This is a genomic window from Nostoc cf. commune SO-36, from assembly GCF_023734775.1.
GTDB classification, from domain to species: Bacteria; Cyanobacteriota; Cyanobacteriia; order Cyanobacteriales; family Nostocaceae; genus Nostoc; species Nostoc commune_A.
Window position 1 is genome coordinate 2,870,708 of the sequence record NZ_AP025732.1, and the last position, 14,311, is coordinate 2,885,018.

The 14,311-nt window shown below is 42.0% G+C and carries 16 protein-coding genes; 8 read left to right on the forward strand and 8 right to left on the reverse strand.

Annotated features, from left to right (window positions below; translation table 11 throughout):
- Positions 1–4 precede the first annotated feature (4 nt).
- Positions 5–562, forward strand: a complete 558-nt coding sequence (gene accB, locus ANSO36C_RS12675) for an acetyl-CoA carboxylase biotin carboxyl carrier protein (RefSeq protein ID WP_251959816.1) — start codon at positions 5–7, stop codon at positions 560–562.
- A 62-nt stretch (positions 563–624) separates the two neighbouring features.
- The gene (locus ANSO36C_RS12680; RefSeq protein ID WP_251959817.1) at positions 625–972 is read left to right on the forward strand and encodes an ArsR/SmtB family transcription factor; all 348 of its coding nucleotides are present in this window, start codon (positions 625–627) and stop codon (positions 970–972) included.
- Between the two features lie 99 nt (positions 973–1,071).
- Here the strand turns inward: ANSO36C_RS12680 and ANSO36C_RS12685 are convergent, their stop codons facing one another.
- Positions 1,072–1,683: a GerMN domain-containing protein gene (locus tag ANSO36C_RS12685; RefSeq protein ID WP_251959818.1), complete on the reverse strand. Its 612-nt coding sequence runs from the start codon at positions 1,681–1,683 to the stop codon at positions 1,072–1,074.
- 301 nt (positions 1,684–1,984) lie between these two features.
- Complete coding sequence (locus ANSO36C_RS12690; protein ID WP_251959819.1) at positions 1,985–3,799, reverse strand: proline--tRNA ligase; 1,815 nt, start codon at positions 3,797–3,799, stop codon at positions 1,985–1,987.
- Positions 3,800–4,005: 206 nt separating this feature from the next.
- Here ANSO36C_RS12690 and ANSO36C_RS12695 point away from each other — a divergent pair, with 206 nt between their 5' ends.
- The 5 genes from ANSO36C_RS12695 (at position 4,006) to ANSO36C_RS12715 (ending at position 8,534) form a co-directional block, all read left to right on the forward strand.
- A complete protein-coding gene (locus ANSO36C_RS12695) occupies positions 4,006–4,575 on the forward strand; it encodes a Uma2 family endonuclease (protein ID WP_251959820.1) in 570 nt (189 codons plus the stop codon).
- Between the two features lie 471 nt (positions 4,576–5,046).
- Entirely contained in the window at positions 5,047–6,063 is a 1,017-nt protein-coding gene (locus ANSO36C_RS12700; protein WP_251959821.1) for a tetratricopeptide repeat protein, read from the forward strand.
- Positions 6,064–6,117: 54 nt separating this feature from the next.
- Positions 6,118–7,500: a lysophospholipid acyltransferase family protein gene (locus ANSO36C_RS12705; protein ID WP_251959822.1), complete on the forward strand. Its 1,383-nt coding sequence runs from the start codon at positions 6,118–6,120 to the stop codon at positions 7,498–7,500.
- A 136-nt stretch (positions 7,501–7,636) separates the two neighbouring features.
- The gene (locus ANSO36C_RS12710) at positions 7,637–8,206 is read left to right on the forward strand and encodes a hypothetical protein (protein WP_251959823.1); all 570 of its coding nucleotides are present in this window, start codon (positions 7,637–7,639) and stop codon (positions 8,204–8,206) included.
- Complete coding sequence (locus tag ANSO36C_RS12715) at positions 8,196–8,534, forward strand: protochlorophyllide oxidoreductase (protein ID WP_251959824.1); 339 nt, start codon at positions 8,196–8,198, stop codon at positions 8,532–8,534. Before ANSO36C_RS12710 ends, ANSO36C_RS12715 begins: the two co-directional genes overlap by 11 nt.
- A gap of 141 nt (positions 8,535–8,675) precedes the next feature.
- Here ANSO36C_RS12715 and ANSO36C_RS12720 read toward each other — a convergent pair whose 3' ends face one another.
- Positions 8,676–9,251, reverse strand: coding sequence for a Uma2 family endonuclease (locus tag ANSO36C_RS12720; protein ID WP_251959825.1), 576 nt, complete (start codon positions 9,249–9,251; stop codon positions 8,676–8,678).
- Between the two features lie 297 nt (positions 9,252–9,548).
- Between ANSO36C_RS12720 and ANSO36C_RS12725 the strand changes: the two genes are divergently transcribed.
- Positions 9,549–11,108 carry a GMC oxidoreductase gene (locus tag ANSO36C_RS12725; protein ID WP_251959826.1) on the forward strand — a complete coding sequence of 520 codons (1,560 nt, stop codon included), beginning with the start codon at positions 9,549–9,551 and terminating at the stop codon, positions 11,106–11,108.
- A gap of 135 nt (positions 11,109–11,243) precedes the next feature.
- Here the strand turns inward: ANSO36C_RS12725 and ANSO36C_RS12730 are convergent, their stop codons facing one another.
- The 5 genes from ANSO36C_RS12730 to ANSO36C_RS12750 all read right to left on the reverse strand — a co-directional run bounded on the left by ANSO36C_RS12730 (position 11,244) and on the right by ANSO36C_RS12750 (position 14,056).
- On the reverse strand, positions 11,244–11,789 hold the full coding sequence (locus tag ANSO36C_RS12730; RefSeq protein ID WP_251959827.1) for a (2Fe-2S) ferredoxin domain-containing protein: 546 nt from the start codon (positions 11,787–11,789) through the stop codon (positions 11,244–11,246).
- A gap of 117 nt (positions 11,790–11,906) precedes the next feature.
- Positions 11,907–12,110, reverse strand: coding sequence for a putative nitrogen fixation protein NifT (gene nifT / locus ANSO36C_RS12735; protein WP_094327371.1), 204 nt, complete (start codon positions 12,108–12,110; stop codon positions 11,907–11,909).
- Entirely contained in the window at positions 12,085–12,372 is a 288-nt protein-coding gene (locus tag ANSO36C_RS12740) for a nitrogen fixation protein NifZ (RefSeq protein ID WP_094327372.1), read from the reverse strand. The genes nifT and ANSO36C_RS12740 overlap by 26 nt, the downstream gene beginning before the upstream one ends.
- Positions 12,359–13,492 carry a homocitrate synthase gene (gene nifV / locus ANSO36C_RS12745; RefSeq protein ID WP_251959828.1) on the reverse strand — a complete coding sequence of 378 codons (1,134 nt, stop codon included), beginning with the start codon at positions 13,490–13,492 and terminating at the stop codon, positions 12,359–12,361. Before nifV ends, ANSO36C_RS12740 begins: the two co-directional genes overlap by 14 nt.
- A 366-nt stretch (positions 13,493–13,858) precedes the next feature.
- Positions 13,859–14,056, reverse strand: a complete 198-nt coding sequence (locus ANSO36C_RS12750) for a DUF2949 domain-containing protein (protein ID WP_069070443.1) — start codon at positions 14,054–14,056, stop codon at positions 13,859–13,861.
- Between the last annotated feature and the right edge of the window lie 255 nt (positions 14,057–14,311).

Below are 14,311 nucleotides of genomic sequence, written 5' to 3' on the forward strand. Positions count from 1 at the left end.
AACTGTGCCATTGGACTTTAATGAAATCCGCCAACTACTGGCAACTATCGCACAAACAGATATTGCAGAAGTCACGCTCAAAAGCGATGATTTTGAACTAACAGTCCGTAAGGCTGTGAGCCTCAGCAATCAGGTGTTGTCGGTGGGTCAAGGGACTTTAGGCAGTGTGGTAGGTTCTGGCTCGACATCGGGTTCATCTGGGGCAAACCAGGTGAACGCAAGTCAGGTGACAGAGGTGTCCACATCTCGCGTGTTTGAGAATACTGGAACTAGCACACAATTGCAGTTGTCAGTAAATCCCCCCTCAACCATTGATCAAAGATTAGTAGAAGTGCCTTCCCCAATGGTAGGAACCTTTTATCGCGCTCCTGCGCCAGGGGAAGCGGCATTTGTGGAAGTGGGTGATCGCGTCCGCAAGGGTCAAACAGTCTGTATCATTGAAGCCATGAAGCTGATGAATGAAATCGAAGCCGAAGTCTCTGGACAGGTGATGGAAATTCTTCTCCAAAATGGTGACGCTGTAGAATATGGTCAACCTTTGATGCGAATTAACCCTGATTAAGTATTAATGTATATATGAAGTGAGTCATTGTTAAAACTTTCAGTCTTTGCGGGTTAATCCTGATGAAACAAACGTTGCCTTTACCACCAGAAGTGGTGCAACAAGTAGCTGAATACTTCAGTCTGTTAAGTGAGCCAATGCGCCTGCGGCTGCTTCACTTATTACGGGATGAAGAAAAATGCGTGCAAGAGTTGGTAGAGGCAACACAGACTTCTCAGGCAAATGTGTCAAAACACCTGAAGGTAATGTGGCAAGCAGGTATCCTTAGCCGCCGCAGTGAAGGAACTTGCGCCTATTACCGGGTGGAAGATCAAATGATTTTTGAGTTGTGTAATCGGGTTTGCGATCGCCTCGCCACAAGGCTAGAGCAGCAAGCCCGTAATTTTCGTGTGTTAAATAGCAATCGTTAGGTTTTTTGTCATTTGTCATTTGTCAGTTGTTATTTGTGAAAAATTAATGACTAATGACTAATGACTAATGACTAATGACTAATGACTAATGACTAATGACTAAAGAGGATAATTTTTCTGAAACTGTTCACGAGTTAGGGGTTGTTGTAACTCTACACCTTCACCACCTAAGACATCCAAGGGTTTGCCGTTCACATCAATGTAAACCTTAGCTTTGGGGTTTAAAGTTGTCGCAGTGTAAACAACTTGTCCCACGCGGCCCATCATTGAAGTACTACCACCACCACTGGTAAAATCTTCAGATAAATTAACGTGAACCTCATCATTTTCCGCTTTCAGCCCCAACAGTTTGGTTCCTTTAGGGATGGTTGTAGAATCTGTCCCTTCTATTGGGCCTGCTAACAAGCTTTGGAAAGCTGCTTCTAAAGGCTGGTTGGGTCGTATAGAAGCGACTCTAACAGGTTGGGGGACTAAAGTAACATTTTTATCTGTTGATCTTAGCCAATAAACGTTAGGGGTTTGCTCATTAGCTGGCTGCCTAGTTGATGGCTGTGTTGGCTGTTCGATGCGCCCAGAGGGGTTTGATGGTATGGGTGTATTGTTGGATTGGGAAGTAAACCAAGCCACACCGCCACCCACCGCTAAAACCACTGCTGACACGGCTGCAATTGCGCCTGAAGAAATACGATTAGATCCTTGTTGGTCTTTCATGTTCAAAACTTTCCTAACTGAGGGCTGATATGGTAGTTATGTGAGGAGCAGCCTGGTTAAAGACGATACTTATAAGTGAAGAGTTTCCCATAACTGGGAGGAGACTTGATGGCTCAAAATACAACATTAGTCCCGTGACTCCCTAACTCAATTCTAGAATTTTTACTTCTAATCCGTCACCTGTCAAATTATGTAAATCTCATTCTTTCTAGAGATGATCGAAAATTAAATTTACAAAGCAGAGGAGGCGGAGTATTTCTCATAAAAGACACTCCGCGAAACTCTGCGCTTCCCTTTGCGTTTAATCTTTACCCTCTATTGCTTCCGTAATCCATTGTTTGAGCGTAGTTGTAACTTCATCAATGACGATTTCTTGAGATTTACGGGTGGCTCTTTCTACAACTTCAACTTTGCCATTAGCGATCGCGCGTCCCGTTACAATTCTATAAGGTATACCAATCAAGTCAGCATCTTTAAATTTCACTCCCGCCCTTTCATCACGGTCATCGAGTAGGGTTTCAATTCCTGCTTGATTGAGTTCTGTGTAAAGTTTTTGGGCGATTTCGATTTGTTGAGCATCCTTAATGTTAGGAATTGTGACGATCGCGTGATAAGGTGCGATCGCAACTGGCCAAATAATCCCATCTTTATCGTAAGATTGCTCTACGGCAGCTTGGGCTAACCGTGACACGCCTACACCGAAACAACCCATATATAGCGGCTTTTCTTCACCCTGTTCATTGGTATAAGTTGCACCCATCGCTTGGGAATATTTAGTACCTAATTGGAAGATGTGACCGGCTTCAATTCCACGGGCGCTTTGTAAGGTCTGTTCTGGGTTATGGATGGCGCGATCGCCTGGTCTAGCCTTACGAATATCTACTACTCGGTCTGGTAACTTAAATTGCTCACCCCAATTAGCACCAACTACGTGATAACCAGCTTCATTCGCGCCTGTAACAAAGTTTTTTAAATCAACGGCTGTTTGATCCACCAAGCGTAAAAACTTGGGATGAATCTGTTTATTAGCAGCAATATACTCATCTCCGATATCTGGCGCAATGTAGCCTAAAGGCAGGGATTTAGCTGTCCATGCTTGCTGGGCTTCTACATTTGGTACATTCAAACTAATAATAGTTTTAGCACCATATTCAGAAGCTAATTTGGTCAATTCATTTTGCAACTTGACTTCATTAACTTCCTGATCCCCTCGAATGCTCACCAAAACTAACACCGTTATACCATTATCATAAACTGTCTGATAAAGGACATTTTTCACCAATTGAGTCGGAGAAGAAGTGAGAAGTTGACAAACCTTTTCAATCGTCTCTGTTCCAGGTGTAGCGCGTTTTTCATAGGTTGTAAACCGTGAGATTTCTGCGTCAATTGGTAAAGAAACAGCCTTTTCTACGTTAGCGGCGTATTTACCATCCTCAGTGTAGAGAACTTCATCTTCACCAGCTTCTGCCAAAACCATAAATTCTGTGGAACCAGAACCGCCAATTGCACCAGAATCGGCTTCCACTGCCCGAAAAGCTAAACCAGAACGCCGTAGGATATTGCTGTAGGCTTTATACATATCCTGGTAAGTTTCTTTGAGGCTGGCTTCATCGGTATGGAACGAGTAGCCGTCCTTCATGATAAACTCCCGTCCGCGCATTAAACCAAAGCGGGGGCGAATTTCATCGCGGAACTTGGTTTGAATTTGGTAGAGATGTAGGGGTAACTGACGATAAGAGCGAATCATATCACGAGCGATCGCTGTGATTACTTCTTCATGAGTTGGGCCTAATCCTAATTGTTGTTCACGGCGGTCAATTAGGGAAAACATGATCCCCTCAGCTTTCGTGTAAGTATCCCAGCGTCCCGATTCTTTCCATAAATCAGCAGGTTGTAATTGCGGTAAGAGACATTCTTGTGCGCCTGTAGCGTTCATTTCTTCCCGCACAATCTGGGAAACTTTTTGCAGTACCCGCCACATTAAAGGCAAATAAGCATAAAGACCACTACCGATGCGACGAATGTAACCTGCACGGAGTAATAATTTATGGCTGGGAATCTCAGCATCAGCTGGATCGTCCCGCAGTGTAACGAATAACATTTGTGACAGTCGCATCGTTTATTCCCTTTCCAGAATCTCTAATTTGTTTATAAACTACCTGACGATTAGAAATCGCAGCCACACAAACTCTCGTTTGCCTGCGCGGACTAAGAAGTTATCCTAGTATCTTGGTGCGCTCAGAGCAAGCGCGATCGGCATCTTACAGCCGTTAAGATGTGGCATGATATAATTTTTGCAACTATTTAATCTAGGTCTAGGTTATGAGTCATTTGACATTAAAACTAGACACCGTTCATCTAAGTGACGAACAATTTTATCACTTATGTCAAAACAACCGCGAATTGAAATTTGAACGCACCCCCAAGGGAGAATTAATTATCATGTCCCCCCTTGGAGGTGAAAGCGGCAATCGAGAAGCAGATTTAATTATTGATTTGGGAATCTGGAATCGGCAAACTGGCCTCGGTTACACTTTCAGTTCTTCTACTATATTCAAATTGCCCAATGGTGGCGATCGTTCCCCAGATGCCGCTTGGATTCAACGAGAACGTTGGCAAGCACTTACACCTGAACAAAGACGCAAATTTCCCCCCATTGCACCCGATTTTGTTATTGAATTAAGATCGGCAACAGATGATTTGGAAATGTTGCGTTCCAAAATGCAGGAGTATATGAATGCAGAAGTGCAATTGGGATGGTTGATAAATCCCCAACAACAGCAAGTGGAAATTTATCGCCAAAAACAAGATGTGGAAGTGCGAAATCTGCCCACACAATTATCCGGTGAAGATGTATTGTCAGGATTTAGCTTGAGTCTTTTTTGTTATTAAGATTTGCAAGTGCTGCTAAACCTCCACTATCTGCCCATACTTTCCATCGCATCAGAGAATACTTTATAAATCAATACCGTTCAGTTAAGTCTAAAATCCTTGGCAGAGAAGCCTTAGCACAGCAGGACGTTAGCGTACCGGGGTGAAGCCCAGCACAATTTAGCGTCTCTACAGGTCTAAAATCAGTACCAAAAATCCTTCTAGTACAGCACGGCGTAAATAGAGATACCATTCACAATCAGGGAAAAGTTGATAACACAAGCTTTTTGACTTTTGACTTCCGCCTTGCGGTACTAGGATATTATGCGACACTTTCTTAAGTCTGTAGCAACAATTTCTACTTTATCTATAACTGAAGCGTATTGGCGTATGGGGTGCAAGATGTGAGTAAAAAAGTTTTTCATAAAACCCCTTCACTCTGTTGATAAGTAAATAGATAACTCAAAATACAGGATTTATCCAGAGGATATTATGCGACACTTTCTTAAGTTTGTAGCAACAATTTCTACTTTATCTATAATTTCTTGCACTCCGATTTTCCTATCAGCTAAATCAGCCATCGCTGTAGATTCAATACTGCTAGCATCAGTTTATATAGACATCTCAGATACCGACTCAGAGAAAGTAAATCCCTACCTAAATCAGGGTGCTTCCCGCGTATTGTCTGGAGATTATAAGGGAGCAATTGAGGATTTTACAGAAGCCCTACGGATTGATCCTAAATCAGTCACAGCTTACAATAACCGGGCTTTTGCCCACATTCGCTTGGGAGACTTTAAGAGGGCAATTGAGGATTGTAACCAAGCTCTGGAGATCGATCCCAAAGATGTTAGTGTTTACATAAATCGGGGTTCTGCCCGCACTCATTTGGGAGACTATAAGGGGGCAATTAAGGATTACAGCCAAGCCCTGGAGATCGATCCCAAATATGATAGTGCTTACCATAACAGGGGTATTGCTCGCTCTGAGTTGGGAGACCCTAAAGGAGCAATTGAAGATTTTAACCAAGCCTTGCAGATTAATCCCAAATATACATCAGCTTATAAAAACCGAGGTCATGCCCGCGCTCGCTTAGGAGATAATAAAGGAGCAATTGAAGATTATAACCAAGCCTTAGAGATTGATTCCGACTCTAGCGAAACCTACTTATTGAGAGGTGGTAGTCGCGCTCGCTTAGAAGATAATAAAGGAGCATTTGAAGATTATAGCCAAGCTCTGCGGATTAATGATAACTCTGCACTAACCTCTTTAAAACTGGTTCTCGCCGGTCAGGAAGATTATAGAGGCGCAATTGCAGATTCCAATAAAGTTCTACAGATTAACCCCAACGATGCTTTTGCCTACTTAAATCAGGGTGTTGCCCGCGCTCTGTTGAGAGATAAGCAAGGAGCGATCGCGGATTTGCAAAAAGCAGCTGATCTATTTCAGCAACAAGGCAGAACACAAGATTACCAGAAAGTAATTGAAATACTGACAGCAATCAGATGAACTTCATCGGTTATTTTGCGGATAGAATCGCGGTATCTTTAGGAGAAAACTACCTTGGCAGATGTAATTTATCAAGCACAGCCACCCTTAGAATTCATTCCTCCGGCATTTAACCCCTTATTTCTACGATTTGTCCATCTGTTGCTACCCAGTTGGATAAACTGGCAAACATCTATTACCCAAATTGAAGCAGACAACGTAGAGGTGCTGGTGGATCTCTATCGCCAGTTTCAGGAGGGTAAGATCCGTTTTATGCTGGCATTTCGCCATCCGAAAACAGACGATCCGTTTTGTTTGGCTTACTTGTTATCTCAACTTGTACCAAAGATAGCGCGATCGCAGGACACAATACTACAACATCCCATTCACGCTCATTTTATCTACGATCGCGGCATTCCTCTCTGGGCAGGTTCCTACGTCGGCTGGATTGCTTCTCGTTTAGGTGGGACTCCGATTCAGCGAGGTAAAGCTGACTGGACGGGGTTACGTTCGGCGCGTGAGTTGTTTGCCAATGGGAAATTTCCGATGGCGGCTGCGCCAGAGGGTGCAACCAATGGTTTATCGGAGAATATCAGCCCCTTAGAACCTGGTATTGCCCAATTAGGCTTTTGGTGTGCTGAAGACTTGCACAAAGCTGAACGCCCCGAACAGGTTCTAATTGTACCAGTTGGGATTAAATATAGTTACGTTGATGCTCCTTGGGGTGCGATCGCTAATCTTTTAAGTGAAATGGAAGCGGCTAGTGGTTTACCTGTGAATGAACCAGAACACGCTTCTATAGAGTCGCTTTATCCCCGGTTGTTGACTTTGGCAGAACATTTACTTTCGTTGATGGAAAAATTTTACACGCGCTTTTATCATCTAAAGCTGGCAGATATCAAAACAGTAGTAGGAGAAACTGAAGATAGAAATGAAGCGCTAGCAGTTCGTTTACAAGCTTTATTGAATGCGGCGCTACTAATATCAGAACAGTATTTTGATTTGCAGTCAAAAGGGACTTTGAGCGATCGTTGTCGGCGGGTAGAACAAGCTGGCTGGAATTATATATTTAGAGAAGATTTTAAGGATGTAAAAGTAATATCTGCTGTAGAGAAAGCTTTAGGCGATCGCGTTGCAGAAGAAGCCAATGCCCGGATGTGGCACATGCGTTTAGTAGAAAGTTTTGTGGCTGTTTCTGGTAATTATATTCGGGAAAATCCAACGGTAGAAAGGTTTGCTGAAACAACTTTAATTTTATGGCAAATGATTGCTAAAATCAAAGGAAATAAATCTGCACAGCGTCCGCAATTGGGTAAGCAAAAAGTAAAAATAACTGTAGGTGAACCCATATCTATTTCTGAGCGTTTCCCAGCATATAAAGAAAATCGTTTATCTGCTAGACAAGCTGTTGCTGATGTGACAAACGATTTACAACATGCGTTGGAAGGATTGATTTGATTGCATGGTGAGGATCTTTCTCTCCCTCACCATTGCAGTATATAAAATATCTTTAATTGTTAATTGCCATGTGACTAGGTAGTTCTTTATAATCTATCAATCTAAAATATTTCTACTAAAAGTTTATATAACTTAATTGACTAGCATTGGATCTTATAAGGTAAAAGTCCGAATTAAATCGGCAGTTGAGGAAATTGCTATGCTTTCTCCAGCTAAAAAAAATGATATGCCTACTAATTGGTCTTTTAACTGGTTTAATTTATGGCAAAATACCGATTTTGAATGTCAAAACATTGTCAAACTTGTTTATAAGGGTAAAGTCTGGGGGTTAGTGCGATATGGTCTTTATCCCTATCCCGGCTCTCCAAAGTTTTTAGAGATAGAACAGATAGAGGCTCACCCTACAAGTCGAGGAGAGGGGGCTGAACGCTTCATGGAACCAATCGGCAAATGGTTAATTTGGTATGCAACCAAGGTTGGATTGGAGTTGTGTCAAACAGAAACAGATGAACCGCTAGTTATTCTAGTTGCTCTAGATACGGCTGTGTCCTATTATAGTAATAAGGTGCAGATGGAGTATCTAGGGGCTGCCACAATCGCTCCGGGAGAAGATGGATATGCTTTTAGATTCTTGCGGAAAGCAGCCGCATCCTTCTGTGATCAACAAGAAAGCTTAAGAGGAGTGCCAAAGTTATATGGCCAGTAACACAATAAAAGCCGGGTCAAATGTTGTTATGACTCACGCCCAAAGGCAAGCTTTCCTAAAAACGTCTTCTTTGGGACAACTATTCGGAGTAACACATTTACTACCTGAAGTAGAAGATTCAAAAAGCTACAACTATACTTTAAGTAATCAAGCAAAATTGGTAGATGTAGATATATCATTCTCTAGCAAGCATAAGTTTCAGTATGAGATGTTAGAGCCTTACAGAAAAGGTCGTGGTAAATGCTTCAGAACTGTATCTTGGATGCATCTCTATCATTCAAAGGTTGAAAAAATTTCATCCCAAACAAAGACAATGGTAACAGTGTAAGTAGTAAAAAAACACTTTAGATAAATCTAGAAACAATTAATGTAAAGATTAAAGACGCCATTAATGGCGTCTTTAATCTTTTTGACCACTTTGAATTTTATCCGACAAAGCATCAATCGAGTAATTCACCAATCTCATACATTAACCCGAAAATACTTTAGATAAATCCAGAACTAAAGCAGGAAAATATGGCAGAGTAACTGATTCATTTTGCAGAAAAATTAACTTGCGGCGATAACCAAATTTACCTTGTAAATCTTTATAAGGTTCGCTGTAAGATTCTAGATGCTTATCTACTAAATTAAATATCCAATAGTCGGAAATACCAGCTTCTGCATAAATAGATAATTTTACATCCTGGTCATATTTCAAAGTGGAATTAGAAATTTCAATTACCAACAATACATCAGATGGGCTAGGATGAGCTTCTAAATAGTCATCAGGACGATTTCGTACAATGACTAGATCGGGTTCTGGTTCGCTGTCATCAGGTATAATGATTGGTTCTTGTCCTCGAAGAATCGCTTCTTCTACAACCAGCTTGAACAACTCCCGATATAAGCGGGTGCTGCAAACAGAGTGCGGTGTACCTTTTGCTGCCATCTGCATTATTTCACCCTTAATTAGCTCAACTCGGTCATTCTCGTCAAAGAAACCAAGTTCAGCTAGACGGTGATATTCAGCTATAGTAAAGCGTTTAGCAGTGGTAAGGCTCATAACAACTACGAGAATGCAGAGTTATTTTTATCTTAATATATTGGACTTGGGATAAAAAAGAAGTGTTCGCGGATAATTAGTGCGAACAGAAAATCGAGGCATCATAAATTACTCCAGTTATTTTTCCAACTGAGTCAAGCTGAGTTAAACGCCTAAAGCCTAAGAAAATTTATGCGGCTTTTTGTTTATCAGGTGTTGATTTTGACTGCTTATATGCTTATCATACTTATTTTGGAGATTATGCCTCGTCCCGCTACAACTCTGTAAATATAGCAAACGAAAAATAGGAGATAAAGTATGTCCCAAATGCTAAATCGTCGTCGATTTCTTCAGGCATCGGCGGCGGCAGCCAGTGTCGGTGTATCCGCTATTCGCACTTCTGCTGCTGGTGTTGACGAGTACGTTGAGGCAATAGTAATTGGTAGTGGTTTTGGTGGCGCAGTCGCATCATTGCGCCTTGGTCAGGCAGGGATTGAAACAGTAGTATTGGAACGGGGACGAAGATGGCAAATTACTGATGCAGGTAATACTTTCTGTACAACGGATAACCCAGATGGTCGGGCTGCGTGGCTTAGTCCAAATACGGTTTTGCCCGATCCACCAGTCACAACACAGCCAATTGACGTATATACTGGCGTTCTTGATGTCAAGAGAGGTAATGGTATCGATGCCTATCGAGGTGCAGGTGTTGGGGGTGGTTCGCTTGTCTACACTGCTATCACCTATCAGCCAACTGAAGAACTATTCTACAAAGTCTTTCCACGCACTATTAAATACTCTGAACTCGATCGAGTTTATTATCCACGAGTGCGTTCCATCCTCAAAGCATCTGTAATTCCAGACGATATTCTCCAAAGTGAATACTACTTGGCAAGCCGTATTCTCCAAGAGCAAGCAGCCAAAGCTGGTTTAAAAGCCCGGAAGATTGATATCGCTATTGATTGGGACACTGTTCGCCAGGAAATTGCTGGTCAAAAGGTGGCTTCTATTATCAATGGTCAAGTGTACTATGGTACAAATAGTGGTGCCAAAAACAGCTTAGATCGTAACTACCTAAGTATGGCAGAGGCAACTGGTAATGTTGAAATCCGACCTTTACACGTAGTCACTAGGATTGAGGAATCAGACCGTGGACGTTATCGAGTTGTCTGCAATCAAATCAATGAGCAAGGAGTAGTGCTTGTCCAAAAATCCTTTGTTTGTCGCTATCTGTTTTTGGCGGCTGGTTCCATTGGCACTACTGAACTATTGCTGCGTGCTAAAACCAATCGTACCCTGCGCCGCCTAAATAATCAGGTAGGGAAGTTTTGGGGAACGAATTTTGATTCAACTACTTTAATGATTAATGCTGGTGAGACGAATTCAACACTGGGGAGTGCTGGTGTAATCGCAATTGAAGACCTTGACAACCCTATTGCCCCAGTGATACTTGAGGCATTTCAAGCATTTCCTTTCATACCCCAAGGTATTATTCCTGTTCTGGGACAGGGAATTTCCCAGCCGCAGGGGTATCTTACCTATAATGTCTCTACTCAGTTAGCAGATTTGTTCTGGCCTAGTAACTCAGCCGATACTCAGAAAAATACTCAGGCTCTCCAGTATACTTACCAACGTCTCAACCAAGCCAATGGTACAACTCTAGCTGCACCACCTGGCTACAGTTTTACAGCACACCCACTTGGTGGTGCAACGATTGGCAAAGTATGTGACTCTCATGGGCAGGTTTTTGGTTATCGTAACTTGTTTGTTGTTGATGGTTCACTTATTCCCGGTTCAACAGCTTGCTCAAATCCCTCGCTGACTATAGCTGCTCTGGCAGAACGAAGTATGGATCGCTTTTTAAACCGGATTCCTTAGTATCGGAAAAGATAACCTTGCAATCGCTGAGTAAATTTTAATGCGATCGCAATGACATAGCAGTTTTGATTTAATTGAATCACAGATGTTGTAGGGGTTTAGGGCATTGCTCTTTACCGCTACAACGTGGTTTATTTACTCTGAAGTTAAGTGACTTTCTAGCAAAGATGCGATCGCATCAGGATGAATATTCTTGTATTTCTTTTTACCAAGGTGTAAAACACAGTTGGGGGCGCTGCCACAGCATTTTTGGCAACCAGTATATTCAATAGTAACTTTGTCTAACAAACCGCGATCGCACAAAGTTTTTTCTAATTCTGATAATAACCCTTTACCACCACGTTTCAGGCAACCGCCCTTTTGACATACCATAATCCTCGCTTTGGGTTGAGGTGGTAAATCTTGCTTTGGACACGCATCAATTGGTGTCACCCGATAGGCTTTGATTTTTATTTTACTTGTACGCGAGTCTACTTTACTATGGCCACAAATGCGAAGTTGCTGACCGGGAACTAAGGATGAACTTAGTAAACGGCGTAACTCTTTAGGCAGTTTAATGTCTACATTTCCAGATGGAACTGCCAATTGTAAGTATTTATATTTTCCTGGTTCACCACCAACAAAACCTAGTAACTGTCCCTCAAGGTTCAATTCTGATAACGTCAAATACTTGTTACCCATGATTGATAAAAAGTTATTGGGGATTGAGGATTAGGGGAGAGGTGACAGGTGACAGGTTATAGGGAATAATCTGTACCCTGTAACCTATAACCTATTCCCTTCTTTACTCCCGATTTTTTATGCGAGGCGTTTAGCTTCTACTGTTTGAGGTAAATTTGCTGCGTCTGGCAAATCACGAAATTCTAATTCCCAACCATTTGCTAGGGTGAGAATTTTGCCATCATTTCCATCGGTTTGTTTGACGACTTCTTCTTCAAGGTCTTTTTTAGCAACGTAGACTACTAAAGTACCGGCATCATTCATGCGTAGCATTACTTTCATGAGATTCCTCAACAGATTCTAGTTCTTTTTTCATACAGCCGACGACGAATCCTGTTTCCAAGAAATGCACAGCATATATATAGGAAGTCTGCAAATATGTTCCTATACTGGCTATGTAGCCGATATCTCCTTTGTTCACTAAAACTTGCCCGACTTCTTTACCAGGGAAAGTACCATCGTTCTTGAGCAGTTTCCGAACTCTGACTTTTTCACCAATTTCAAAAGCGGGTGGCAAGTTTAGCTCTAATTCATCGCGTTGCATGAGAGTACCTCTGTTCTCTGACCAAATTCAACAGTTCTTCTGTCGTCAAACTGCGTTTTTTCTGTACCGATTGATGGCGCACTGCATCTAAAACAGATTGGGTTTCTTGAGAGTTCAAGAAAATTCCATGCTGTTCTAGCAAGTTAGCAACTAAATGCCGTCCAGAATGTTTGCCTAATACTAAACGCCGTTCCCAACCCACCTCTTCAGGTGCAAATGGTTCGTAGGTAATGGGATTCTGCAATACCCCGTGAGCATGGATGCCAGATTCGTGAGCAAAGGTATTTTCGCCAACGATCGCTTTCCAAGGTGGTACGCTAGCTCCTGATGCGGCTGCAACTAGTTGAGATAGTTCCAGCAAACCGGGTGTGTCGATGCCCAAATCAACGCCGTAGATGCGTTTAATTGCCATGACAACTTCTTCTAAAGCTGCATTTCCCGCCCGTTCACCTAATCCGTTAACTGTGGTATTCACTGATAAGGCTCCGGCTTTAATACCCGCAAGAGCGTTGGCTGTTGCCAGACCAAAATCATTGTGGGTGTGGATTTCTAGGGGAATCATCAAAGCTGAAACCAGCCGTTTGACTTTGTTATAGGTGGTGAAAGGGTCGAGAACTCCTACGGTGTCGCAGAAACGGAACCGGGATGCACCCCATTCTTGTGCATAAAGTGCTACATCTAAAAGGAAGTTTTCATCAGCCCTAGAAGAATCTTCGCCGCCGACTGCTACCCAAAGACCTTGATCGACGGCAAAGCTGATACAATCTTTGAGTTTTTGCAAACTGATTCGCCATTGACCGTGGAATTTAGCCGCGATTTGGATACCAGAGACGGGAATGGCGATATGCACCCGATTAAGTCCGCAAGCAATAGAAGCCTTAATATCTGAGATAACAGCGCGGTTCCAGCCGAGGAGTTTTGCTTGTAAACCCAAGTCAGAAATTGCCGCGATCGCACGGGTTTCTTCGTCACCCATTGCTGGGATACCCACTTCTAATTCGGGAATCCCAATAGAATCGAGAAACTTAGCGATCGCAACTTTTTCTTTTAGGGTAAAAGCCACACCCGCTGCTTGTTCGCCATCACGTAATGTAGTGTCATTAATTATGATTTGATTCATTGCAAATATCCCTCTCTTGGAAGTATTCTTAATATCCTTTCTCTCTACAACCCCTAGTGATGGTAAATGCTAAAAATATGACAATTCATAATGCAGGATACATGATCCTTAATTATTGCTCGATTATTAGCATCACATCTGTATGGCAGGGAACTAAAACAATGTATAATTTACTAATCGTTTTTACCGATGTCAGTTGAAATGTCTTCGAGTAGCAATGAACTAATATAACTATTAGCAAATCCGGAACAAAGTAATACACAGAAGCCAGCAATTAAGGATGTAATCATTTTCGTAACCTCATCTTTTCTAGTGCATTTGGGTGTAATTTAGGCAGATAATGCTATTTAAAACTAGGGAAACTAGCTAACTGTGGTCTGCTAGCCAATCAAATATCTTTCCTAGCTGCTCCAAATCAACGAAACCATACTGCCAGAGGAGCATCGGTAGCGGGCCATTTTCTAATTCACGGTGTCGCAGAGCTACAGCAATATCAGCATTTGAAAGTTCAAGTTCATTGTGCAAAAAATTGAGTAGTTTTATATCTCTGTTCCGAATCGCCATAATTGAACTTTCAATTTCTTAATTTGGGAAAAAGTTAAAAATTAGAAATTCCAATTTATATTTAGGAATTTCGCCTTTTTAATTGTTGCTATATGTCAGGGTAATTTCAGATTAAGTAGACCCAACAAAATCTAAACCCCATCTAATCCATCTCAGTCTGCAACAAATTCTGCTAGCGGACAGTAGCTTCAAACTCTAAACCTATTTGAGCTTTGTGCATCTATGGACAAAAAGGATAAAGTCCAGTACTTGAGT

Coding starts and splice junctions, on each gene's coding strand:
- ANSO36C_RS12695 (WP_251959820.1), top strand. CDS start 4,006: ATGAGTCATTTGACATTAAAACTAGACACCGTTCATCTAAGTGACGAA.
- ANSO36C_RS12685 (WP_251959818.1), bottom strand. CDS start 1,683: ATGAAAGACCAACAAGGATCTAATCGTATTTCTTCAGGCGCAATTGCA.
- ANSO36C_RS12700 (WP_251959821.1), top strand. CDS start 5,047: ATGCGACACTTTCTTAAGTTTGTAGCAACAATTTCTACTTTATCTATA.
- nifV (WP_251959828.1), bottom strand. CDS start 13,492: ATGAATCAAATCATAATTAATGACACTACATTACGTGATGGCGAACAA.
- ANSO36C_RS12740 (WP_094327372.1), bottom strand. CDS start 12,372: ATGCAACGCGATGAATTAGAGCTAAACTTGCCACCCGCTTTTGAAATT.
- nifT (WP_094327371.1), bottom strand. CDS start 12,110: ATGAAAGTAATGCTACGCATGAATGATGCCGGTACTTTAGTAGTCTAC.
- ANSO36C_RS12720 (WP_251959825.1), bottom strand. CDS start 9,251: ATGAGCCTTACCACTGCTAAACGCTTTACTATAGCTGAATATCACCGT.
- ANSO36C_RS12690 (WP_251959819.1), bottom strand. CDS start 3,799: ATGCGACTGTCACAAATGTTATTCGTTACACTGCGGGACGATCCAGCT.
- ANSO36C_RS12750 (WP_069070443.1), bottom strand. CDS start 14,056: ATGGCGATTCGGAACAGAGATATAAAACTACTCAATTTTTTGCACAAT.
- ANSO36C_RS12680 (WP_251959817.1), top strand. CDS start 625: ATGAAACAAACGTTGCCTTTACCACCAGAAGTGGTGCAACAAGTAGCT.
- ANSO36C_RS12715 (WP_251959824.1), top strand. CDS start 8,196: ATGGCCAGTAACACAATAAAAGCCGGGTCAAATGTTGTTATGACTCAC.
- ANSO36C_RS12725 (WP_251959826.1), top strand. CDS start 9,549: ATGTCCCAAATGCTAAATCGTCGTCGATTTCTTCAGGCATCGGCGGCG.
- ANSO36C_RS12730 (WP_251959827.1), bottom strand. CDS start 11,789: ATGGGTAACAAGTATTTGACGTTATCAGAATTGAACCTTGAGGGACAG.